The sequence below is a fragment of the Lysinibacillus sp. COL-1 genome (assembly GCF_059814265.1).
Genome location: NZ_JCAWSJ010000002.1, coordinates 705,407 through 728,478, shown reverse-complemented (window position 1 = coordinate 728,478; position 23,072 = coordinate 705,407). Strand labels below are relative to the sequence as shown.

Below are 23,072 nucleotides of genomic sequence, written 5' to 3'. Positions count from 1 at the left end.
TCAGTCTCCTACACTTGTATCAATAGAGTACACTCTATTGATATATAATTGAACTAATAAATTGAAAATACAGAAATGGGAGGATATTGAATGAAAATTGCGAGAGGTAGAGAATTGCTTACACCGGAACAGAGACAGGCTTTTATGCAAATCCCTGAAGATGAATGGATACTTGGGACCTACTTCACTTTTTCCAAACGGGATTTAGAAATAGTTAATAAGCGAAGGAGGGAAGAAAACCGTTTAGGATTTGCCGTTCAATTAGCTGTTCTTCGCTATCCCAGTTGGCCATACACCCATATCAAAAGCATCCCAGATTCAGTCTTACAATATATATCGAAACAGATCGGTGTAAGTCCATCCTCACTTAGTCATTATCCTCAAAGGGAAAATACACTTTGGGATCATTTGAAAGAAATTCGAAGTGAATACGACTTTGTAACTTTTACCCTAAGAGAATATCGAATGACATCTAAGCACCTTCATCAATTAGCTTTGGAAAATGGTGATGCCATTCATCTACTGCATGAATGTATAGATTTTCTAAGAAAAAACAAAATCATACTACCTGCTATCACTACACTTGAAAGAATGGTGTGGGAGGCAAGAGCAATGGCTGAAAAGAAGCTATTTAATGCGGTTAGTCAGTCTCTAACAATTGAGCAAAAAGAAAAACTTGAAGAGATCATAACTTCGCAGCATCCATCCGATTCCAATAAAACAATATTGGGTTGGTTAAAGGAACCCCCGGGTCATCCTTCACCCGAAACATTTCTAAAAGTAATAGAACGGCTGGAATACATACGGGAAATAGAATTGGAGACGGTAAAAATTAGTCATTTGCATCGCAATCGCCTGTTACAGCTATCTCGTTTAGGTTCAAGATATGAGCCTTATGCATTCCGTGACTTTCAGGAAAATAAACGCTACTCAATATTAACCGTCTATTTATTAAATCTTACTCAGGAGTTAACGGATAAAGCTTTTGAAATTCATGACAGACAAATACTCAGTCTGTTATCAAAAGGCCGTAAGGCTCAAGAGGAAATTCAGAAACAAAATGGTAAAAAGCTGAATGAGAAAGTTATACACTTTACGAACATTGGACAAGCTTTGATCAAAGCAAAACAGGAGAAATTAGACGTTTTTGAGGTTTTAGAATCCGTTATCGAATGGAATTCTTTTGTCTCTTCAGTCGAAGAAGCTCAGGAGCTTGCACGTCCTGCCGACTATGATTATTTAGACTTACTACAAAAACGGTTTTATTCACTAAGAAAATATACGCCAACGCTATTAAGAGTATTGGAATTCCATTCCACAAAGGCAAATGGGCCACTTTTAAAGGCTGTTGAGATTATCCGAGGAATGAACGAATCCGGAAAACGAAAAGTGCCTAATGACTCACCTGTGGATTTTATTTCAAAACGATGGAAAAAGCATTTATACGAGGAGGATGGTACAACAATAAATCGTCATTACTATGAAATGGCTGTTTTATCAGAACTTCGGGAGCATGTTCGGGCAGGAGATGTTTCCATTATAGGTAGCAGACAATATAGAGATTTTGAGGAATATTTGTTTTCGGAAGATACATGGAACCAAACGAGGGAGAATACGAGATTATCAGTTAGTTTATCATTCGAGGATTATATAACGGAGAGAACCAGCAGCCTTAATGAAAAGTTAAAATGGTTAGCTTCCAATTCCAACAAGTTGGATGGAGTTTCTCTTGAAAAAGGAAAGCTGTCACTTGCACGCTTAGAAAAAGATGTTCCAGAAGAGGCAAAAAGGTTTAGTGCAAGCCTTTATCAGATGCTACCAAGAATAAAATTAACTGATTTACTCATGGATGTGGCTCATATTACAGGATTTCATGAGCAATTCACTCATGCTTCCAATAATCGAAAACCAGATAAGGAAGAAACAATCATTATCATGGCTGCTCTTTTAGGAATGGGAATGAATATTGGCTTGAGCAAGATGGCCGAAGCCACACCTGGACTTACATATAAGCAATTAGCCAATGTATCTCAATGGCGCATGTATGAAGATGCAATGAATAAAGCCCAAGCCATTTTAGTAAATTTCCATCATAAATTACAGTTGTCCTCCTATTGGGGTGACGGTACAACATCCTCGTCAGATGGTATGAGAATGCAGCTAGGTGTTTCATCACTGCATGCAGATGCAAACCCACATTATGGCACGGGAAAAGGAACCACCATCTACCGTTTTACTAGTGATCAATTCTCTTCTTACTACACAAAGATTATTCATACTAATTCAAGGGATGCGATTCATGTTTTGGACGGTTTATTGCACCATGAGACAGATCTAAACATAGAAGAGCATTATACAGACACAGCCGGTTACACAGACCAAATTTTCGGATTGACCCATTTATTAGGATTTAAATTTGCTCCGAGAATAAGAGATTTATCAGACTCAAAATTATTTACAATAGATAAAGCAAGTGAATATCCAAAATTAGAAGCCAGTTTACGTGGACAAATAAATACAAAGGTCATTAAAGAAAATTATGAGGACGTTTTGCGATTAGCTCATTCTATAAAGGAAGGAACAGTTTCAGCATCCCTTATTATGGGGAAACTAGGATCTTATTCAAGACAAAATAGCTTAGCCACAGCCTTGCGTGAGATGGGACGAATAGAAAAAACGATCTTTATTTTGAATTACATTTCGGATGAATCATTAAGAAGAAAAATACAAAGAGGATTGAATAAAGGAGAAGCCATGAATGGATTAGCAAGAGCTATTTTCTTTGGAAAACAAGGTGAGCTTAGGGAGCGAACCATACAGCATCAATTGCAAAGGGCCAGTGCCTTAAACATAATCATTAATGCCATCAGTATATGGAATACCTTACATCTAACAAAAGCAGTTGAATATCAAAAACAGACTGGTAGTTTTAATGAAGATTTGTTACACCATATGTCACCTTTAGGTTGGGAACATATTAATTTGCTAGGAGAATATCATTTTAATTCGGAGAAAGTGATCTCATTAGATTCTTTAAGACCACTAAAACTTTCTTAACGTTGTTAAAAATGGGGGAATCGTCAGGAAAATAGGCTTAACGTTGTAAATCCGCATTTTCCTGACGGTACCCCAGTTTTAACTAATCAGGAAATTGGAATCTTTTTTTTACAATATAATAAAAATTCGTCAAATTATATTTGACGAATTTTTTGCTTCATCTTTACTTATTCGATTTTGAGCAATTGTGCATTTATTGCACATATAATCGTACTTAAGGACATGACAGCAGCTCCAATTGCAGGTGTAATAACAATACCTACACTATATAAAACGCCTGCAGCTAGTGGAATTGCAAGAATGTTATAACCAGCTGCCCACCCTAAATTTTGGACCATTTTTTTATGACTAGCTTTCGATAGCTTTAATGTATTCAGAATGTCCTCTGGATTGCTGTTTACCAGTACTACATCTGCAGTTTCAATGGCCACATCTGTGCCTGCACCGATCGCAATACCTAAATCTGATTCAGCCAGTGCAGGCGCATCATTAACACCGTCACCAACCATTGCAACTTTCGAATTTTCTTCTTTTAGTCCTTTCACCTTATTAGCTTTTTCATGGGGTAATACTTCAGCAATAACTTTCGTCATGCCTAGTTTTTCACCAACATATTTTGCTACACGCACGTTATCACCTGTCATCATAACGGTTTCAATACCTAAATCACTCAATTCTTTTATAACCTTATAAGAGGAATCCCTTATTATGTCTGCTAAAGCAATCATGCCTAAAAATACATTATCCTTTAATATAAAAATAACGGTTTTACCTTGTTGTGCAAGTTTTTCGTAAGTACTTTCATCGAAGCTAATATTTTTTTCTTTTAAAACATTTGGACTAACAATTGCAATTTCAGACCCGTTAACATTAGCCACTAACCCTTTACCTGTTAAATTTTTAAAACCTTTTACTTCAGATACTTTTATATTTTGCTTCTTACCCTCTTTTACAATTCCCTTTGCTATTGGATGTTCAGATTGAATTTCTACAGAGTAAGCAAGCTTTAATAATTCTTTTTCGCTAACCCCTGTAACTGGATGAATATCCGTTATACCAAAATTACCTTCAGTTAAGGTACCAGTTTTATCAAACACAATTCTATTGATTTTAAATGCGTTTTCAAATGAAGTACGATTCCTAATTAATAAACCCTTCTTAGCAGCAATAGATGTAGAACGTGATGTTACTAAAGGAGTAGCTAGACCTAAAGCATGAGGACAAGCAATTATTAAAACTGTCACCATTCTTTCTAATGCAAAATCAAAGTCATCTGTTGACCACCAATAAACCAGTGTGATAATACCTGCAACAATAGCGACATAGAATAACCATTTAGCGGCTGTATCAGCAAATCCTTGAGCTTTTGATTTAGTTTTTTCTGCATCGCTTACTAATTGGATTACTTGTGCAAGATAAGTGTCACTGCCTGTTTTACTAACATTTATTTTTAGTACACCCTCTCCATTAATTGAACCCCCAATGGCCTCCATACCTACCTTTTTTTCAATAGGAATTGATTCCCCAGTTAACATCGATTCATCAACTGTAGAGTGTCCTTCAAAAACTATTCCATCAATGGGAATTTTCTCGCCTGGTTTTACTAGTATTTGATCACCTGGTTTTAAATCTTCAACAGATACTTCAATAAGGTTGCCTGATGCATCTAACTTATGAGCTTCTTTAGGCATTAATTTAATTAACTCTTCTAATGCTTTTGAAGCACCCATTATTGATCTCATTTCGATCCAATGTCCAAGAAGCATAATAACAATTAAGGTTGCTAATTCAAAAAAGAAGTCACTTCCTTCAATGAAAAATGCTGTTAGTGAACTATAGACATAAGCTGTTACGATAGCAAGAGTAATTAATAGCATCATCCCAGGAGTTCTATTTTTCAATTCACTCCATGCTCCAAGTAAAAATGGTTTTCCTCCATAGAAAAAGACTATTGTTGAAAGTAAGAATAGTAATAATGTGTCACCAGCAAAATTTACTTTATATCCAAGAAGCATCTGAATCATCATGGATAAATATGATATTGGAATCGTTAATACTAAAGATACCCAAAACCTTTTCTTAAAATCAGAAATCGAATGACCATGGTGTTTGTTGTTACCCTCGCTTTGATTATGTTGATGATGATTGTGTTCATTATTTTTCTTATTGTTAGGGCTGTAATTTTCATGAACATCTTGCATATGATTTGTTATTGGTTCATGCGAAACATTATGATTGTGGATGTGGTCTCTTTTTTCTTTTCTCTCCATCAAATATCACTCCTCTAAATATAAATCAGATGTGTACTATTTTTTTAGTGAATGTTCCCTCATTTTTCTTGAATTCATTTCTCCTAGGTTTCCTAGAAAAAATATTTCTTATTTAATCTTAATTTACCCCAAAGTTATGCAAAAATTATGAATTGTAATTTGAATAAAATTATTATTTAACAAAAAAAGAATGAGGATAAAAATGTACCTCATTCTTTGTCTTAATTTATATTAATTTCTTCTTTCGAATAAACTTTAAATAGATGAATAGGACGAAAATAAACATTACGCTAAATTTTGTGTACACCGATGCATCCTGATTTAAATTCGAGTCCTCTGTGTCTTTATGAGTTACATTTTTATTTATTTTACTATTGGCATTTTCTAACTGAAAAGATGCGATAGTATCCTGATTTTGATTTAATAGCTCTAAATGACCCTTTCCAGAGATTCTTTGACTAACTGTTTCATGTTGTAAAACTATATAATCGAGTTTTTCTTTGGTCTTAAAGGACATTTCATCAATTTTATATATTTTTCCCATCGGAATATTCCTAGACTCAAAATTCTCAAATGCATAATCAAGAAGTTCTATTGTATCGTTATAGGCCATGTCTTCTGTTTGCGCTTTAAGCGTTACGACAATAACCGATATATCGTTTCTTGTTGCTGTTGTTATAAGAGTTATTCCTGATTCATCAACATATCCAGTCTTTCCACCCGTTATTCCTTCATAAGGTCGCTCTCTCATTAATTTATGATGACTATAAAGAGTAGTATCCCACGATTTGCCATCCCAATTAAGTTCCTTTAGACCAAAAATTTTACGAAACTCCTTATTTTGCATTGCGTATTTCGTAATTTTTGCTAAATCTTGTGCAGTAGTTTTATGATCTGGATCATATAGTCCATGGGGATTTACAAAGTTCGTATTTTGTATTCCAATATTCTCTAAATATTTATTTATACTAGTCGAAAACTGTTTTACAGACCCATCCAAATGCTCAGCAATAGCAATACCTGCATCATTACCAGAATTCACAAGTAAGCCTTGAATAAGCTTTCTTAGATTAACCTTTTCTCCTTCTTCTAAAAAAACCCTAGTTCCTTCAACTTCTCTAGCATTTTTACTAATTGTGACAATGTCTTCTAGGTTCCCTTTTTCAATTGCATATATTGCAGTTGCTATCTTTGTTAAGCTAGCAGGAGCCATCTTCTGATTTGGATTTTTTTCATATAAAATTCGCCCCGTTTTTTCATCTATTAATATAGCAGCTTCACTGCTAATCAAAGGAGATTCGACCTTCATTGCGCCATGAACTCTATAAACAAAATTTGAACCTAGTATTAAGAAGATTACTACTAAAATCGCAACCTTTTTTATTAAATGTGTTTCCATATTATTATTCTCCTCATAGTAATCTACACATGTATCTTAGAAAAAATATGTGGAGAAAATATGGAGAACAAGTTACGTAATCTAAACTTAACACTTGTAACAATAGTGATTTCTATTAATGTTTGAAAAGCAATGTACTTTTATTTGTTTCTAAATTATTTATATTTACATTCCCCAATAAGTAATTGTGTCAAAAATTCCAATAATAAAAAGAGTAACTCCGGCTATTTTTTGAATAAACCTACCTACTTTAATACTTTTCTTCATTACTAATCCCTTAATATCAAAGTACCATATAAAAAATAAGATGATGACAAGAGGTATTGATGTTGCCAATCCAAATATTGCAGGTAACACTAATCCATATGAAGTCGACATAACGGTTGGCATTAGCCATACAAAATAGAGTACAAACATTGTTGGACAGAATGCAATTGCAAAACTAGCTCCTAGAAAAAAGGAACCAATATAACCTTCTTTTAGTATAGTAGGAACGTTCTTTGAAATTCGATTTAATATTCTTAACTTTATTGTCCCCATTAACACAAGTCCGGTAAGTATTAATAGAGGACCAATCAATTTTCGGAAAACCGGAAAGAAATTAATTATTTTGTTTTCAAATGTTTGTCCAAATGCCCACGCCAACAAACCAATTGCACTATATACTATGACTTTACCCATAATAAACGAAACGATCTCTCTCCAATTACTACCTAATTGGATAGTACGATTACCATATAACGTAATAGCGCTAATATTTCCAGTCAGTTGACATGGAGCAAATGCACCTATCAACCCAAGGAGGATAGATATAATGATTGGGGAATGCTCATATGAATTTAAGAATACAGAAACTGGTTCACTTATGGTTTGACTAATTTGAGACATCAAATTATACATCTCAATCACCCTTCAATAACCTTATTTTATTTTTAATTCCCCTTCTGAAGCTAATTTATCCCACGATTCCCCTTCGTTCTTAGAAAGATAGAAGTTAAGATTATTTGTTACAAAAGTAATTTCTTCTCGATTAGTAGGATTAGAAGCGATATAAATAATTGGGTCTTGCATTATCTCGTTTGGGAGTTGTATATTTTTTTCTTCTTTACTATCCAATGAGAATGATCTAAGGGAAACAGAATTTGAGTCATAGTTTGTATAGTAACCCCCATTCTCATTTAAAGTTACGTATGTAACCATTTGAGTAGACTTAAGTAATTTAAAGTTAACTCCATAGTCATTCGAAACAAAGATTCCATCTTTACTACCAATTGCAACTATTTCTTTTTTGGAAGGGTGAGCTGATAAATTAGAAACAAACTCGGAATTAAAGCCATTCATAGCTGATTCAGTCCAAGACTTCCCTTCATCAATTGAATAATGCAATCCACCACTCATATTCTCTGTAGGTGTTTCATTAATGACATAGATTGTATTCGAATCATAACCAGCTGCAAGATAATGAAAATCAATTTCGCCGTAAAAGGCTAATTGTTCTAGATTTGCTCCTTCATCTGTACTTTTTATAACTCCTAAAGGGTTTTTAAGGTTTGAGCCTTCCTCAGGATGTCCACTTGAATAGAAGCCATCTTTGACCGCCTGAAAGCCCATATAGTCATGTTTTTGGCTGTTCGCTTCTTCCCAACCCTTTACACCATATTTATACAATCCTCTATGTGTTGCAATTACAAAATCACTTTTACCATTTATATATCCCAAACCATGTATATGTTCAATTTTTGGGTTATCCACTTCTTCAAATGAATAACTATCTTTTTCTTTTGAATTACAAGCACTTAAAACTAAAACAATAACTAATAGACCTAACCAAATTTTGTAATTTTTCATACTTTTCTCCTTTTAACTCCATTTATACCCTATTCCCCAAACCGTTTTAAGGAACTCATCGGTAGGAAAGTCAGATTTACTTAATTTTTCTCTTAGATTTCTTATATGTGAATCAACAGTCCGCGTATCTGTATCTGTTTCATATTCCCATGCAGCATGCAGTAATTCCTCTCTTGTAAATGTCTTAGAAGGTCGAGATATTAATGCTTTTATAATTAAAAATTCTTTTAAAGTAAGTTGCACACTTGAATTTTGGTAGTGTAGAGAATATGTTTCTTTATCTAAAACAAAATCTTTAAAAGTGATATTTTCATTATCCTTTTCAAATCCGACAATTCTACGCAAAACAGCATTGATTCTTGCTATTAACTCTCTTTCATCGAATGGCTTGGATATATAGTCATCTGCACCTAATAAAAGTCCCTTAGCTAAATCAGATTTATCAGCTCTTGCAGTTAGCATTATAATGGGTACTTTTGAAAATTCACGAATAGATTCACAAACATCCCATCCATCCATTTCAGGCATCATAACATCTAATAAAACGAGATCGATATTTTCTTTCTTAATTCTCTCTATTGCCTTTATTCCGCTCTTTTCTTTAATACAGGTATATCCATGTGGAATTAAAAATAATTCGACTAAATCGAGCATTCTTTCTTCATCATCCACAATCAAAATTGTCTGCATATTTAACCTCCATGTGTTATATGATCACCGTAAATGTACTTCCTTCTCCAAGTTTACTTTTGACTTCAATGGTACCATTGTGTGCTTCTACTAATTCCTTCACAACAGCAAGTCCAATTCCTGAACCACCATATGCACGAGAACGTGATTTCTCAACACGATATAGCTTCTCAAAAATGAAGTCAATTTCTTCTTGTGGAATGCCAATACCTGTATCAATAACCTCAATTCTTGTTTTCCCTTCATTTTTACAAGCCTTTAATGTTACCTCTGTATTTTCCTTTGAATATTTCAAAGCATTATCCAATAGGTTTATGACAATTTGCTCTAAACGTAATGGGTCAGCATATATTTGAAAATCTTCAGTGCAAACAAAGTTCAACTTAATATTCTTGAGATCATATGAAGGAGCAACAAGTTTACATATTGCTTCGAAAAAATATCGAGCAGAGAAAGATTCTTTCATGACAGTAAATGTGTTTTCGTCCATTCTAGCCAAGTCTAATAAATTTTTTACCAATTCCTTCATTCTATTGGACTCTTCAACAATAATTTCAAGATACTGTTCTCTTTGTTTCTTACTTAGACTCTCTCTCATCGCTACTTTTGAATATCCAATTAAATATGTCAACGGTGTACTTAATTCATGAGCCACTGACGCCAGAAATTCATTCCGGTCTGTTTTTAAACGTTCTAAATCATTGGCTAATTTCTGAATTGAACTTGCTAACTCACCAAGCTCGTTTTTACTTTTAATTGCAAGCTTTACATTAAACTCACCTTTGCTTAATTTCTCTGTTGCCTCTTTCATCCGTATTAAAGGTCTTGTTATAACTTTTGACAGAACCGCGTAAACAATAAAAAGTACAATAAAACTTGTAGCACCTGCCATACCAAAATGTTCAGTTAATTCATGAACCATCTTATTAAGAGAACCAGTACTTTGTAGCATTAAAACGTATCCAGATTGATTTGTATTTGAGATATAAGGATGCACACTCATAATATAAGGGGATTCTTTCCAGTTAGAAGTCAATAATTCATCTGTTTCTACGTCTACGTTCTTTATTAAAGAAACTATTTGTCCACTTAAAGATTCACTAATATCTGAACTACCAATGATATTTCCTTTATTATCGGTAATGATCACCGCACGATCTTTACTTTTTTCCATCAAAACGATATGTTTTATTGTAGTTTCAGAAAAATTTTCAATTAAAACATCTCTATGATTAGCACCATTCGCCAATAATGTATAATATTCTTCTTCAACTCTCGAATTAATTATATTTCGATGAAGATAAAACATAAGAAATAAATCCATTATTAGCACTACAATAAAAAAACACGATGCTAATTTTGTAGAGATTTTGTTCACTAATTTTTTCACCTCTCTTATTAGTCTAAAAAATTATTACTTAGTCTGGTAAAATTTGTTCCATGTAACTCTTTATATCCTGTTCTTTCATTTCTCCAGTGATTATTTTTTCTATTTTACCCTCTGAATTAATAAGAATAGTCGTTGGTAATGGATTTATATTATATGCTTCCATTACACTTTTGTTTTTGTCAATTAATACCGGAAAAGTTAAACCTTTTCGGTCAATATAATTTTGAACCACGAAGTCGGATTCTGCTATATTTATAGCTAATACCTGTATACCTTTTTCTTTATATTCCTTATAATATCTATCTATAATTGGGAATTCCCTTTCACAGGGTTTGCACCAAGTCCCCCAAAAGTTTAAAAAGACACCTTGTCCTTTGTATTCCTCCAAATTATGTTTATCACCATACATATCAACTAGAGTAAAATTTGGAGCATTATCCCCTATTTGTAATACTTCATTTTTTTCTTTAGTTAAAGTTGTATATACTGTAAATAATATTGCCCCAAATAATACAATTAATATAATTGAACGCATAAGAAATCGTCTCTTTTTTTTATCCATAATTAAGTTTGGTTCCTTCCCCTCTTATATGATATAAAACTAAAAGCCAGTAAATCCTCCAAAAATAGGTGTTAAAAACGCAATAATTTTAGTCATCATATCAAAGTACAATAAAACCCCCATCAGAATCATTATTGCACCACCTATTTTCATAAACAGTCCATTTTTTCTTTGAAGAAACTTCATTTTTCCAATAAATAAGGACATTATTAGGAAAGGTATAGAGAAACCTAGCACATAAAATAACATGTACAACATTCCTTGCCCGGGGTTAGACACTCCTAAAGCTATTACTCCGGCAAGAATTGGTCCAGTACAAGGTGTCCATCCAGCTGCAAAACCCATACCAATAAGTACTGAGCCAAAATATCCTTTGGGCCTTTTTTTAAAACTAATCTTTTTTTCCGATTGTAAAATATCGAATTTAAAGAAACCTAGAATAACTAATCCAAAAAAGACCATGAAAATTGCTCCAAATTGCCTTAGTAACTCTTTATACTGAATAAAAATCTTTCCGATAAAAGAAGTTGAGAAACCTAATGCCATAAAAATAATAGAAAAACCAAGTAAAAAAAGCAGGGTATGTATTAAAGACTTTCGTCTTAAGATCCCTTTCTCTTCTTTTAGTTCATTAAAGGATATTCCTGTTATATAAGATAGAAAAGCAGGATACAATGGTAATGAACAAGGTGATACAAATGATAATAATCCAGCCCCAAATGCAAGTATTAAATTTAATTGTTCTAACAAATACTCTCACGCAACCTTTCTACAGAACATTTAAAAATAAAGTATAGACTATAAATGTGGAGAATATATGCATATGTTGATACATATCAAAATTAAGAAGTTTATTTTTGATACCTTTCTACAACTCATTAATTAATAGCAATTTTTTTTTAAAAAAAGTTTTAATTCCTGCTCTAAGGATTATAATTCAACGGTAATAATGACAAAACAAAACCCTGGCACAGTAGACAATGTACCAAGGTTATTTTAATGTACCTACTTTATATATATATAGTTAGAAAAATGAAAGGTTTGAAAGCCATTTTGAAAAAACAAAAACCCTGATACAGCATCATACTGTATCAAGGTTTATCTTATTTATATACAATAATATAGTTAGAATCACTCATAGAAATTGTTTGAATATCCAGTATACAACTTTTTTGTCCAGTATAAGACTTTATTGTAAAGTATACAACTATTTTGTCTAGTATAGAACTTTATTGTAACTGAACAGTTATATGAGCGACTTACTGTTCGTGAATATATCCAGTTTTTATTGAGACTTTTTAACCGTCCAACGAACGAAACGGAGAATCTATTAAAGCTCTTTAGCCTTACTGAACAAAAAAACACTAGAATTAGTCGGCTTTCTCATAGTGAAAAACAGCGATTAAAGTTATTGAATACGTATCTCCATCAAGCACCTATTCAAATTTTAGAAGAGCCCTTTCAAAATATAGATGAATTTTCAAAACAAAATATCCAACAATTATTAAATAGTCAAATAAAACAGCAAAAAACCATCATTTTATTATCGACCAATCTAGAAGATTTAATGATTATGAGTACAGCTATACATAGATTAGACGGAGCTGGTTTGCATGCGTTAGATGTAAAGGAGGATGAAATAGAACAATCACCTCAGCAAATTGAATCTGCACCAATTCGCATTGATAAAATCCCAACAAAGAAAAATGATAAGATTATTTTATTTAATCCACCCGAAATTGATTATATTGAAAGTGTTGAAGGTGATGTTTCTATCTATGTGGCTGGAGAAGCATATCCATGTACTTTATCGCTCAATGAGCTAGAGCAAAAATTGACACCATTCGGCTTTTTTAGAAGCCATCGTTCTTATATTGTGAATCTGCAAAAGGTTCGTGAAATCATTACATGGACACGTAACAGCTATAGTCTAGCACTCAATAGCACTGAAAAGGCTGTTGTCCCACTGTCGAAAAATAAATTAGCAGATTTAAAGGAAATACTCGGAATATAGTAGATTTCCCAGGAAATAAACGACTCCTGTCACCTTTAATATTGTTTCACTGAGGATCATTTTTCCGCCTTTCACCCGATTTATACTGTGTACCTTATGTTTGTTGCTTATAGTGTAGACATCAACAACAAACAGGAGGTTTACACATGAACACAGTGATTGATGTGCAGCACTTGAAAAAAACATTTAATAAAGAAACAGCATTGCAAGATGTTTCTTTTACAATTCAGAAAGGGGAAATATTTGGCTTTCTTGGTCCAAGTGGTTCTGGTAAAACAACTACTATTAAAATATTAACCGCACAAACAGATAAGTCGGCTGGTAATGTCCTATTATTTGGGCAACCAGCATCTGAAATGAAGCAAAGTCAAAATCGTAAACGTTTTGGTATTTTAACAGATAATAGTGGTTTGTATACAAGACTATCTATTGAAGAAAATTTATTATTTTATAGTAACTTATATCAGCTATCCCACTCTGCCGTAAAAGAGGCTTTAGATTTTGTAAACTTATATGCGGAACGTAAAAAGAAGATCAGTCAGCTTTCAAAAGGAATGATTCAACGTGTTACCCTTGCTCGTGCTATTATGCATAAGCCTGAATTATTATTTTTAGATGAGCCTACTTCTGCTTTAGACCCTGTCAATACACAGCATATTTATAATGGCTTACGAAAATTAAATGATATGGGGACAACTATTTTTTTAACCACTCATGATATGAGCGAAGCAGAGATACTTTGTGACCGTGTAGCCTTCCTTCATAAGGGAAAAATTCGAGCAATAGGTGCACCAAAGGATTTAAAACAGGAATTTGGCTCTGATTCTATTACAGTTGAACTCAAAAATGGCATGCAAGAGATTATACAAAACGGTGCACAAGATGCAGAGAAGCTTTATCAATGGATGCATTCCAACGAAGTTACAAGAATTAATACAAATGAGCCGACATTGGGTGATATTTTTATGCAAATAACAGGGAGTGATTTAGTATGAATTTTTCAATGACACGTATTCAAGCTATATTGGTGAAGGATTATAAGGAATTTTCACGTAACTATGCTGTATCGACGATGGTGCTTCTGCCGCTAATAATGGCTTATTTATATAATCAATCTGGTTCCAATAGTATTAGTATATATTTTCTACCAATCAACATGGCCTTTGCTGTAGTAACAACATATGTCCAATGTTGCTTAATTGCAGAGGAAAAAGAAAAAAACACTCTTCGCAGTCTCATGCTATCCCCAGCATCACTTGGTGATATTTTAATTGGTAAAAGCTTGTTTGTTTTAATAATTACAATTCTAGCTGAAGCTGTGACTATTTTTCTAGTTGGCTATGAGCCTGCTAATCTTTTCATCATAGTAATAGCATTATTACTTTCAGCTTTGTTTTATATTGCATTAGGTACAATATGTGGTTTATTTGCTAAATCCATTATGGAGGCATCCATCATTGTGTTGCCTGTAATGTTAATATTCTCTTTCGGTCCTTTTGCTCTAGCTTTATCTTCTGTCAACCCAATCTTAAAAATAGCAGAATGGTTGCCTAGCTCACAATTATTACTTTTAGCAGAGGCATTAGAAGGTACGTATTCCATGCCAGATGTGGTCATTCCTCTGTTGGCAATCATTGTATGGACACTTGTTTCTTGGTTTTTCGCAGCAGTTATCTATAAAAAAAGAATGGTCGATTAATGACCATTCTTTTTAACTATAATAATTCCTTCTCTAGCTTTTCAATCTCATCTAGCGTTTCAGCGTACCATATGCCGACAAATCTAGAGGCAACGGGCTCATCAAAGTAATCCCCATCATAGAAAGATAACGGAAATAATGCTTCCTGTTCAATACATTGCTTAATTGTTTGAAAGAAGTGATCATTCTGTTGCGGATCTTGTGCAGCATAGGAAGCAAATTTATTAATGGGCTTTCCTAAAGCATCATGAAACATCAGCATAGAGGTAGAACCATTCTGACGGAAATTTAAGTCAATGGCTTGAACATCACCAGCCTCTGTCACAATTAAATCAAAGCCTGCCACACCAACAAAACCTTCCTCCACACCACGCTTCATTATATGTTTTCCTGCCTCAATTACTTTTTCAGGTACTTTATCTACTATGATATTTCCTTCATAAATGCCGTTGTCATCTGTTATTTGCTGTGAAGCTCCTAAGTATTGAATCCCTAGCTCCTCACAGTAAATAAATTGACAGCTATAATTGTGCTTTGTTTGTAAAAGTTCTTCAATAATGATACTGTCAGTGCCAGTCATTCGAAATTGGCGTATACCTTCTGTCAGCTCTTCTTTATTATGGCAAATGATGACACCATATCCTCCCGATGTTGGGGAATCATCTCCAGGCTTTAGTACAACAGGTGGCTGCCAATTTTTTATGGCATCAGAGAGTCTATAGGTTTCTACATTTAAACGACTTGGAATGAATTTACTATCAATTAAATGATCGATATATGCTTTTGTATTCAGCTCATTAAACTTTTCGGCATCCATCCAATAGCATTGACGATCCATATGCTCTAAGTCATGTATATACTGACAAACAATTGTCTTCCCTTCCTCACACCAAGATTGGATCTGTGCCAGATATTCTTCCTGTGTGTCATAGCTATACGGCTGTTCCATCCAAGGTAACCCTGCTAATTGATGAAGCTCCTGGGCTTTTTCTGTTTGTGTGGCTCGGTGTACTAATACGGGGATATCAGCAACAGCTACTTCTCTAGAGGTTAAAGCATCCAGCTTATGAGGTTCGTCCATCATCCACGGATTATCACTATACGGCGTTCTTGGCGTATATACAGCATTATCACCATAAATTTGTCTTAAAGTATATTTTGGTTTCAAGTAGATTACCCTCTTTCAAGTTTTAAGTACTCTACCCTTCCCATTACTTTTTGACACTTTTTATAAGAAAAAGTGGTTTTCTAGATTAAAAAAAATCCATTTTATTCCTAATTATAACCAAATTGCACTAATAGCTCTTCTAAATGTTTTTTCACCTTTGACCATTCTTCAATCGTGATACTATACATCACAGTATGCCGCGTTGTTCCATCCTTGCGAATCATATGATTACGCAATATTCCTTCCTTTGTGGCACCTATACGCTCAATGGCCTTTTGAGAACGAATATTTTCATGATCCGTTTTTATTTGAACTCGCTTTAAATGAAGCTGTTCAAAACAATATTGCAGTAATAAATATTTACAATTCGTATTTATAGCTGTACGCCAGTATGCAGGAGTCAGCCATGTATTGCCTATTTCTAGTCGCTGATGCTTATCATCAATATCCATAAACCTAGTTGAACCTATAATATCTCCTGATTTTTTATCCACAATTACAAACGGGAATTCTGTTTTTCCGCTTCTTGTTATTAATGCGTTTTCCACAAAGTTATTCACATCCTCCTTTTTCTTGATCGTTGTGGACATATGTGACCAAATTTCTGGATAACGCCCAGCCTCTATTATTCCCGGTAAATCGTTTAACTCTAAAGGCTTTAGTTTAACCACATTATTTTCTAATGCAATAAATTCCATTACAGCTCACTCCTTTTTTACTTATTTAACGATAAAATTGATATGATAGATATAACCAATTACTAAAAAACCGACCATACCAAAGGAGGCATTTTTGTGGAGCTTTCCATTTCATTTACAGGGGATTCAGCGAAATATATACAAATCTACGAAGAAATAAAACACGCTATTATAACGAAAAAAATACACGCACATACGCAACTGCCTTCTAAACGAGCTCTTGCTCAAACATTGGATGTGAGCGTGCACACCATCAAGGAAGCATACGAACAATTACTTGCGGAAGGCTATATTTATAGCAAAGAAAGATCTGGTTATTATATCGCTCCCTTTGAATTTGATTGGCTACAGCAAGAACAGCCACCTGTTTTTACTCCTAGTATCAGTAACGCAAATGACATTCAATTCGACTTTACGAATGGACATGTGGATAACGAAGCTTTTCCTTATGCTGTTTGGCACAAGCTAATTAAAAAGCATTTTAATAGCAACAACTTATCAACAAGCCCCTGGGAAGGAGAGGCAACTTTACGCACAGAGATTGCTCGCTATGTAAAACGTTCGCGTGGGGTTGTTTGTGCTGCATCACAAGTGTTTGTCTATAGTGGTACACAAAGCCAGCTTCAAGCTCTCTGTCATTTTCTTGGTGGCACGACTCGCGTTGGCTTAGAGGAACCAGGGTTTAAACGAGTACGTGCCGTTTTACAGCAATGTGGATTATCTACAGAAGCGATTCCTGTGGATAATTCAGGGGTTACACTTCCTCCAACAACAATTCACATGTTATACACAACACCAGCTCATCAATTTCCTTTAGGCATGATTATGACGATGGAAAGAAGAGCGGCATTGTTACAATGGGCTAACTCGAACGAGGCTCTTATTATAGAAGATGATTATGATTCTGAATATCGTTATAAAGGGCTACCAATCCCTTCTTTAGCAAAAATGGATCAGCTTCAACGAGTCATCTATTTCGGAACATTCTCGAAAACATTGCTTCCATCATTACGTATTAGTTATATGATTCTACCAAAATCCCTAGTCATACCGTTTATGACTTTTCATCAAGATCAAAAATCAGTTGTCTCCAAAGTAGACCAGCTTGTTTTAGCAGATTTTCTTGCACAAGGGCAATTCGATAAGCATTTGGCAAAAATGCGGACGATTTATCGTAAAAAACAGCAGGCATTACTGGCTGCCATCTCTACACATTTTTCAAATGAATTTCAAGTGATCGGTGAAAAATCTGGGCTCCATCTTGTCATAAAGCTACCTCCATATCTTGCCGAAAATAGAGCAATCCAGCTAGCTCAAGAGGTAGGAATTCAAGTCTATCCATGCTCTACCTCCTATCAAAATGGTACGATTGACGCGAAAGTCATTATTGGCTATGGTGGACTGACACTTCAGCAAATTAATGACGGCATTGCACTCCTTGCTTCTGTTTGGCAATCATGATGAATTCATTAGTTTGTCTAAATCTTCATTGAATAGAGCGAAACCTTATAAAAATTTTTTCGTATATCAATTACGACACGCTGAAAATAAACATTGGCTGAATCAAGTTCAAATGATATGGACAAATAAGGGGATTAGATAATAATGGAGAAACGCGAGCAATTAGAACAGTATTTGCAAGAGATTCAATTGTGGGAGAAGGATCAAAAGGATTTATGGTTTTGGGAGAAATTAGGGAGAATACCTTTTAAGATATTAGATAAAATGACGCCTGCCTTTATTCAAAATAAAATTGCTTTATTAGTTGATGAATTAGGCAATTATATTCAATCGGGCGGGAAATATTTAATTAATGAACAAGCCATACTTCAAAAAATCCGCAACCATTCTTCTACACAGCATATTTTGACGATTGCTGATATTGGGCAAATTCCTTTAGAGGACATGATTGCTCTCAGTGATAAATTACAAAATGAACGTGTAAAATTTGCTACGGTACAAGGGGCCTCTACTGGCTTCGGAGGCATTTTTACTTTAGCTATTGATATTCCAGTTATTTTAGGAACTGCTTTAAAAACATTACAGGAAATAGCGATGATTCATGGCTATGATCCGAATGATAAGATGGAGCGTGTTTTCATAGTGAAATGTCTACAATTTACTTCTGCTGATATTGTCGGTAAAGAAGCCATTTTGCAGGAACTTTCAACTATGAATAGCTCGAAAAAGGCTTCTGATAATATGATTTCACAGCTCCAAGGATGGCAGGAAGTATTTTACACCTATCGAGATCAGCTTGGCTGGAAAAAGCTGTTTCAAATGATTCCTATTGCTGGAATGGTCTTTGGAGCCTATGCCAATAAAGGAATGATTCAGGATGTCGCTGAAACGGGCATGATGCTTTACCGAAAAAGACGTATATATGAAAAACTAAATGAATTAGAACATTAATAGAAATGGAAAGATGGCACTATTATTGACGTGTCATCTTTTTGTATTTTTATATTTTAATAAGAATTTTCCCTTGATGCTGGCGGCTTTCCATCAATTCATGTGCCTTTTTCATTTCTTCTAAGGCAAAAATTTTAGCAATGGGGACCTGAAAGCTATCTTCTTTTATTAAAGAAAAAATAGCCTGTGCAACCTGTTGCAACATTTCTGGCTTTGAAGCTCTAGTCGTGCCTAAGCTGAAGCCTTTTATAGTACGGCAGCTACTATGTAAATCTGATGTTTTAATATTACCAGCTCTACCTCCACTATTGCCGAATTGTACAAGAGTGCCATAAGGCGCTAAACAATTCAAACTTTCCTCTGTTATAGCACCTGCTATCGAATCAAATACAATATCAACACCATGTCCCTCCGTTAGTTCATGCACTTGTGTACTGAATTGATCATATGTGAGAACATGATTTGCACCAAGCTGATACACGATTGGAGCTTTCTCTAAATTACTCACAGTCCCAATAATCTGCTTTGCCCCTAGCTTTTTTGCCATTTGGATGAGCATTGTCCCTACTCCACCGGAAGCAGCATGTATCAAGACGGCATCATGCTGACCAATAGCTGCTATTTGATGTGTTAGCATATACGCCAAAAATGAAACCGTCGGTACAGCTGCTACCTTGTCAATTGGTACATCACTAGGAATTTTAAAAACCAGCTGTTCCTTAGCTACAACAAATTCTGCATAAGCTCCATTTTTAGGGAATGCGATGACTTGGTCGCCCTTTTGAAAGTTACTGTTATCATCGAAGACCTCTTCTACAACACCTGCAACATCTAAGCCAAGAATCATTGGGAAATTGGCTTTAGCTTTATTGCCTGTGCGGTTTTTAATATCTGCATAGTTCACACTCGTATAAGTTGTGCGTATTAGGACTTCGCCTTTAGTCAAAGTAGGCTCTGAACAGTCTATATAGTTTAAAACTTCTGCCTCACCAAACTCATGGATCACAATAGCTTTCATTCATTTCTCCCTCCTTGTTAAGAAAAATTATATACTAAATTTAGAATGGATGGATAATCTTCCTGACAATGGACTGGAGCAATAATGCTAGTCTAAAACAACAAGTGGTTTTGCCAATTAGGACGATTAACAAAGGCTCACTATTCACAGAAAAAAATAGTACAACTAACGACATTGGATCTTACCATTTTGAAGAATCTCGATCACTTACTTAAAGTTGCGTCAACTGTTGCTTGACCATACAAATTATCAGTAAAGGAATTGACGAAATTTTCAGATCACACTTTACCAAAATTATGTACATATGATACACTAGCAAAAATACATTGAAGAGAAGAGTAAATAAGGCTGTTCTTCCCAGAGAGCTCGGGTCGCTGAAAACGAGCAAGAACGAATGATTGAAACAAGTCTCGGAGTAGCGCATTGGACTTCTATTTGAATGATGGTGCGACTGGAACTCCCGTTATAGAGTTACAGTATAAACATAAGTAATTATGTCGTACTGAAAAGGCTATTATGGTGACATAGTAGTGAACTAGGGTGGCACCACGTGAGTATAAATTCCACAATCTCGTCCCTAAGACTAATCGTCTTGGGGGTGGGATTTTTTATTTTGCAGATCTTGACTTTGCTTAAGGAGGAATTGATATGAAGAAATCTTTAGAGAACTGGCGTTATCCTGCCATCCTATTATGTAGTATTGGTGTTTCCAGTATTGGCGAATGGATTTATTTTATCGCCTTAAATCTTATTGTATTAAATCTTACAAAATCAGCTCTTGCTGTCTCTGGCTTGTATATTGTAAGAGCAATCTCATCTTTGCTCACTAATTTTTGGGCAGGAAGCCTTATCGATCGCTATAATAAGAAACATTTAATGATTACTTTAAATCTTGTGCAATCTATACTAATTGTTATACTTCCCCTCTTCTATAGCTTAGCGTGGATGTATACGCTAGTTTTTATCATTACAGTAGCTAGCTCTATGTATCATCCAACCTCGATGACCTACATCACTAAATTAATTCCTATAGCACAAAGGAAACGTTTTAACTCATTACGTAGCTTGCTGGACTCAGGGGCTTTTCTAACTGGACCAGCAATTGCCGGCTTTCTATTTACACTAGGAACACCCAATATGGCTATATACTTAAATGCCTTTGCTTTATTTTTATCAGCCTGTATAACGTTCAACATGCCGAGTGTTGAAACCTTTAAACGACTAAAGTTTGATAATGCTATAGAAAAAAAATCCCTTTACCAAGTACTATTTCATGATTGGCAAATGGTCATACGCTTTAGCTTAAAAAATATATATGTAATGAGCGTCTATTTATTGTTTAGTGCTACCATCGTCTTAATGACAGCGACTGATTCTTTAGAGGCTGCCTTTGCAACTCAAATACTTGCTTTATCAGAGGAACAATATGGAATTTTAGTTAGTATTGCTGGAATAGGTGTATTAATTGGCTCATTCACCAATTCAGCGGTAGTTGAAAAAGTGTCCACTGCCTGGTTGATTGGTCTGGGGTCTCTTCTAACAGCATTAGGCTATTTGGTGTTTACTTCATCCTTCACTTTTCTTATTGCTGCTCTAGGCTGCTTTCTATTATCATTTGCGACTGCCTTTGCAAATACAGGATTCTATACCTTTTATCAAAATAATATCCCATCTGAGAGCATGGGGCGAATAGGCAGTATTTATGGATTCTTGGACGCATTTTTCATCATTCTCTTAACAGCCATTTTTGGCATTACTGCTGAACTAATCACAATACGATTTGTCGTCGTGAGTGCCTCCCTTGTTATGATCATCGTCGCTATTATTTTATTGTTTTTAAATATACAATCCTCTAAGTCCCATTACTATGAATATGACTAAAGAACATAAAAATAGGTCTTTTCCTTAAATAGGAAAGACCTATTTTATATGCCCGAGTTCTTGTGAGAGAAGGTAGGCTGTTTTGGTTACTTCTTTCACAATACCCTCTAATTTTTCATCATCTGTATCATATTCAAAGCATTCTGCACTGATAGCTGCAATTGGTTTCTCATCCAAATCAAAAACAGGCGCTGCAACAGAAACGGTTCCCTTTGTTTTTTCACCGTAGCTAATAGAGTAGCCCATCTCTTTAATTTGTTGAAGTTGCTCCATCACTTCATAATTCTCTGAAAAAGTAGCTTGGATTTCTTTGCTTGAAAAGGCTAGTAGCACTTTATTGGCAGCCCCGATTGGATATGGAATTTTTTCACCAATCATATCTATGATTCGGACGTTTTTTGGGCTGTCTACTCTATCAATAATGATTGAGCTAAATTGTTTGGGAATATTTAAATATGTAGTTTCACGAACATTATTTGCAAGCTCTTCTAATAATGGATGTGCTTTTTCTCGAATATTTGTATGATGGTACATTTTCATTCCTAGTTGTAACCAAGTATACCCTAAACGAAATTCCTTTTTTTCCTCATTTCTTTCTACTAAATCGAAAGTTTCTAATGTATACAATAGACGATAAATCGTACTGCTCGGTAAATCTGTTTCATTGTAGATATCTTGCACAGAATAGAATTTCTTCGGTTGTTTAGCTAGTACATTAATAATCAACATTGCTCTTTCAATAGATTGAATCATCACTACTCCTCCTTTTATTCATTTTAACGAATTTTTACTCATTTAAATAGACTTCCTAGCGAATAAATTAATAATAAATAGCAGAATTTTATAAAAATTAAAATTGACTATTACACGTTTTTTTTATATGATATTTTCATATTCCACTATACGGATTAATTTTCATATAATGAAAACAATTGAACTGAAATGGTTGCTAATTTGAATGATATG

Annotated in this window: 19 protein-coding genes and 1 other annotated feature; of the genes, 7 read left to right on the top strand and 12 right to left on the bottom strand. The window is 34.4% G+C overall.

Going from position 1 to position 23,072, the window contains the following annotated elements; genetic code table 11:
* The first annotated feature begins 90 nt into the window (after window positions 1-90).
* Window positions 91-3,057: a Tn3 family transposase gene (locus tag AC6BKE_RS04040; protein ID WP_229387499.1), complete on the top strand. Its 2,967-nt coding sequence runs from the start codon at window positions 91-93 to the stop codon at window positions 3,055-3,057.
* Window positions 3,058-3,224: 167 nt separating this feature from the next.
* On the opposite strand, the gene AC6BKE_RS04035 is transcribed toward AC6BKE_RS04040, so the two are convergent.
* The 8 genes from AC6BKE_RS04035 to AC6BKE_RS04000 all read right to left on the bottom strand — a co-directional run bounded on the left by AC6BKE_RS04035 (window position 3,225) and on the right by AC6BKE_RS04000 (window position 11,966).
* A complete protein-coding gene (locus tag AC6BKE_RS04035) occupies window positions 3,225-5,327 on the bottom strand; it encodes a copper-translocating P-type ATPase (protein ID WP_009374088.1) in 2,103 nt (700 codons plus the stop codon).
* 226 nt (window positions 5,328-5,553) lie between these two features.
* Complete coding sequence (locus AC6BKE_RS04030) at window positions 5,554-6,726, bottom strand: D-alanyl-D-alanine carboxypeptidase family protein (RefSeq protein ID WP_009374089.1); 1,173 nt, start codon at window positions 6,724-6,726, stop codon at window positions 5,554-5,556.
* A 165-nt stretch (window positions 6,727-6,891) separates the two neighbouring features.
* Window positions 6,892-7,626 carry an urease accessory protein UreH domain-containing protein gene (locus AC6BKE_RS04025; RefSeq protein ID WP_009374090.1) on the bottom strand — a complete coding sequence of 245 codons (735 nt, stop codon included), beginning with the start codon at window positions 7,624-7,626 and terminating at the stop codon, window positions 6,892-6,894.
* A 21-nt stretch (window positions 7,627-7,647) separates the two neighbouring features.
* Window positions 7,648-8,574 (bottom strand): F510_1955 family glycosylhydrolase, encoded by a 927-nt coding sequence (locus AC6BKE_RS04020; RefSeq protein ID WP_009374091.1) that lies wholly within the window; start codon window positions 8,572-8,574, stop codon window positions 7,648-7,650.
* 12 nt (window positions 8,575-8,586) lie between these two features.
* Window positions 8,587-9,264 (bottom strand): response regulator transcription factor, encoded by a 678-nt coding sequence (locus AC6BKE_RS04015; protein WP_009374092.1) that lies wholly within the window; start codon window positions 9,262-9,264, stop codon window positions 8,587-8,589.
* Window positions 9,265-9,280: 16 nt separating this feature from the next.
* Window positions 9,281-10,642 carry a sensor histidine kinase gene (locus AC6BKE_RS04010; protein WP_009374093.1) on the bottom strand — a complete coding sequence of 454 codons (1,362 nt, stop codon included), beginning with the start codon at window positions 10,640-10,642 and terminating at the stop codon, window positions 9,281-9,283.
* Between the two features lie 40 nt (window positions 10,643-10,682).
* Window positions 10,683-11,216, bottom strand: coding sequence for a thiol-disulfide oxidoreductase ResA (gene resA, locus AC6BKE_RS04005; protein WP_036075026.1), 534 nt, complete (start codon window positions 11,214-11,216; stop codon window positions 10,683-10,685).
* A 39-nt stretch (window positions 11,217-11,255) separates the two neighbouring features.
* Window positions 11,256-11,966, bottom strand: coding sequence for a cytochrome c biogenesis CcdA family protein (locus tag AC6BKE_RS04000; RefSeq protein ID WP_009374095.1), 711 nt, complete (start codon window positions 11,964-11,966; stop codon window positions 11,256-11,258).
* A gap of 481 nt (window positions 11,967-12,447) precedes the next feature.
* Between AC6BKE_RS04000 and AC6BKE_RS03995 the strand changes: the two genes are divergently transcribed.
* The 3 genes from AC6BKE_RS03995 (at window position 12,448) to AC6BKE_RS03985 (ending at window position 14,929) form a co-directional block, all read left to right on the top strand.
* The gene (locus AC6BKE_RS03995) at window positions 12,448-13,230 is read left to right on the top strand and encodes a LytTR family transcriptional regulator DNA-binding domain-containing protein (RefSeq protein ID WP_499855928.1); all 783 of its coding nucleotides are present in this window, start codon (window positions 12,448-12,450) and stop codon (window positions 13,228-13,230) included.
* Between the two features lie 146 nt (window positions 13,231-13,376).
* Window positions 13,377-14,225, top strand: a complete 849-nt coding sequence (locus tag AC6BKE_RS03990) for an ABC transporter ATP-binding protein (RefSeq protein WP_036117970.1) — start codon at window positions 13,377-13,379, stop codon at window positions 14,223-14,225.
* The gene (locus tag AC6BKE_RS03985) at window positions 14,222-14,929 is read left to right on the top strand and encodes an ABC transporter permease (protein WP_058843982.1); all 708 of its coding nucleotides are present in this window, start codon (window positions 14,222-14,224) and stop codon (window positions 14,927-14,929) included. The genes AC6BKE_RS03990 and AC6BKE_RS03985 overlap by 4 nt, the downstream gene beginning before the upstream one ends.
* Before the next feature lie 16 nt (window positions 14,930-14,945).
* On the opposite strand, the gene ldmS is transcribed toward AC6BKE_RS03985, so the two are convergent.
* Together ldmS and AC6BKE_RS03975 are read right to left on the bottom strand one after the other, a co-directional pair.
* Entirely contained in the window at window positions 14,946-16,097 is a 1,152-nt protein-coding gene (gene ldmS / locus AC6BKE_RS03980; protein ID WP_499855882.1) for an L-aspartate--L-methionine ligase LdmS, read from the bottom strand.
* Between the two features lie 107 nt (window positions 16,098-16,204).
* Entirely contained in the window at window positions 16,205-16,795 is a 591-nt protein-coding gene (locus tag AC6BKE_RS03975) for a GNAT family N-acetyltransferase (protein WP_036117982.1), read from the bottom strand.
* Between the two features lie 96 nt (window positions 16,796-16,891).
* Between AC6BKE_RS03975 and pdxR the strand changes: the two genes are divergently transcribed.
* Both pdxR and AC6BKE_RS03965 read left to right on the top strand, forming a co-directional pair.
* Window positions 16,892-18,256 carry a MocR-like pyridoxine biosynthesis transcription factor PdxR gene (gene pdxR, locus AC6BKE_RS03970; protein ID WP_499855880.1) on the top strand — a complete coding sequence of 455 codons (1,365 nt, stop codon included), beginning with the start codon at window positions 16,892-16,894 and terminating at the stop codon, window positions 18,254-18,256.
* 144 nt (window positions 18,257-18,400) lie between these two features.
* Complete coding sequence (locus AC6BKE_RS03965; RefSeq protein ID WP_036117986.1) at window positions 18,401-19,207, top strand: EcsC family protein; 807 nt, start codon at window positions 18,401-18,403, stop codon at window positions 19,205-19,207.
* A gap of 49 nt (window positions 19,208-19,256) precedes the next feature.
* On the opposite strand, the gene AC6BKE_RS03960 is transcribed toward AC6BKE_RS03965, so the two are convergent.
* Window positions 19,257-20,225 (bottom strand): quinone oxidoreductase family protein, encoded by a 969-nt coding sequence (locus AC6BKE_RS03960; RefSeq protein WP_499855879.1) that lies wholly within the window; start codon window positions 20,223-20,225, stop codon window positions 19,257-19,259.
* Window positions 20,226-20,542: 317 nt separating this feature from the next.
* Window positions 20,543-20,807 (top strand) — a binding site (T-box leader).
* 66 nt (window positions 20,808-20,873) lie between these two features.
* Here AC6BKE_RS03960 and AC6BKE_RS03955 point away from each other — a divergent pair.
* Window positions 20,874-22,106 carry an MFS transporter gene (locus AC6BKE_RS03955; protein WP_499855877.1) on the top strand — a complete coding sequence of 411 codons (1,233 nt, stop codon included), beginning with the start codon at window positions 20,874-20,876 and terminating at the stop codon, window positions 22,104-22,106.
* A gap of 39 nt (window positions 22,107-22,145) precedes the next feature.
* Here the strand turns inward: AC6BKE_RS03955 and AC6BKE_RS03950 are convergent, their stop codons facing one another.
* Window positions 22,146-22,859 carry an IclR family transcriptional regulator gene (locus AC6BKE_RS03950; protein WP_058843989.1) on the bottom strand — a complete coding sequence of 238 codons (714 nt, stop codon included), beginning with the start codon at window positions 22,857-22,859 and terminating at the stop codon, window positions 22,146-22,148.
* Between the last annotated feature and the right edge of the window lie 213 nt (window positions 22,860-23,072).

What these genes read in the sequence shown, in the direction of transcription:
- AC6BKE_RS04040 (WP_229387499.1), top strand. Translation starts at nt 91, where the DNA reads ATGAAAATTGCGAGAGGTAGAGAATTGCTTACACCGGAACAGAGACAG.
- AC6BKE_RS04035 (WP_009374088.1), bottom strand. Translation starts at nt 5,327, where the DNA reads ATGGAGAGAAAAGAAAAAAGAGACCACATCCACAATCATAATGTTTCG.
- AC6BKE_RS04030 (WP_009374089.1), bottom strand. Translation starts at nt 6,726, where the DNA reads ATGGAAACACATTTAATAAAAAAGGTTGCGATTTTAGTAGTAATCTTC.
- AC6BKE_RS04025 (WP_009374090.1), bottom strand. Translation starts at nt 7,626, where the DNA reads ATGTATAATTTGATGTCTCAAATTAGTCAAACCATAAGTGAACCAGTT.
- AC6BKE_RS04020 (WP_009374091.1), bottom strand. Translation starts at nt 8,574, where the DNA reads ATGAAAAATTACAAAATTTGGTTAGGTCTATTAGTTATTGTTTTAGTT.
- AC6BKE_RS04015 (WP_009374092.1), bottom strand. Translation starts at nt 9,264, where the DNA reads ATGCAGACAATTTTGATTGTGGATGATGAAGAAAGAATGCTCGATTTA.
- resA (WP_036075026.1), bottom strand. Translation starts at nt 11,216, where the DNA reads ATGGATAAAAAAAAGAGACGATTTCTTATGCGTTCAATTATATTAATT.
- AC6BKE_RS03990 (WP_036117970.1), top strand. Translation starts at nt 13,377, where the DNA reads ATGAACACAGTGATTGATGTGCAGCACTTGAAAAAAACATTTAATAAA.
- AC6BKE_RS03985 (WP_058843982.1), top strand. Translation starts at nt 14,222, where the DNA reads ATGAATTTTTCAATGACACGTATTCAAGCTATATTGGTGAAGGATTAT.
- AC6BKE_RS03975 (WP_036117982.1), bottom strand. Translation starts at nt 16,795, where the DNA reads ATGGAATTTATTGCATTAGAAAATAATGTGGTTAAACTAAAGCCTTTA.
- AC6BKE_RS03965 (WP_036117986.1), top strand. Translation starts at nt 18,401, where the DNA reads ATGGAGAAACGCGAGCAATTAGAACAGTATTTGCAAGAGATTCAATTG.
- AC6BKE_RS03960 (WP_499855879.1), bottom strand. Translation starts at nt 20,225, where the DNA reads ATGAAAGCTATTGTGATCCATGAGTTTGGTGAGGCAGAAGTTTTAAAC.
- AC6BKE_RS03955 (WP_499855877.1), top strand. Translation starts at nt 20,874, where the DNA reads ATGAAGAAATCTTTAGAGAACTGGCGTTATCCTGCCATCCTATTATGT.
- AC6BKE_RS03950 (WP_058843989.1), bottom strand. Translation starts at nt 22,859, where the DNA reads ATGATTCAATCTATTGAAAGAGCAATGTTGATTATTAATGTACTAGCT.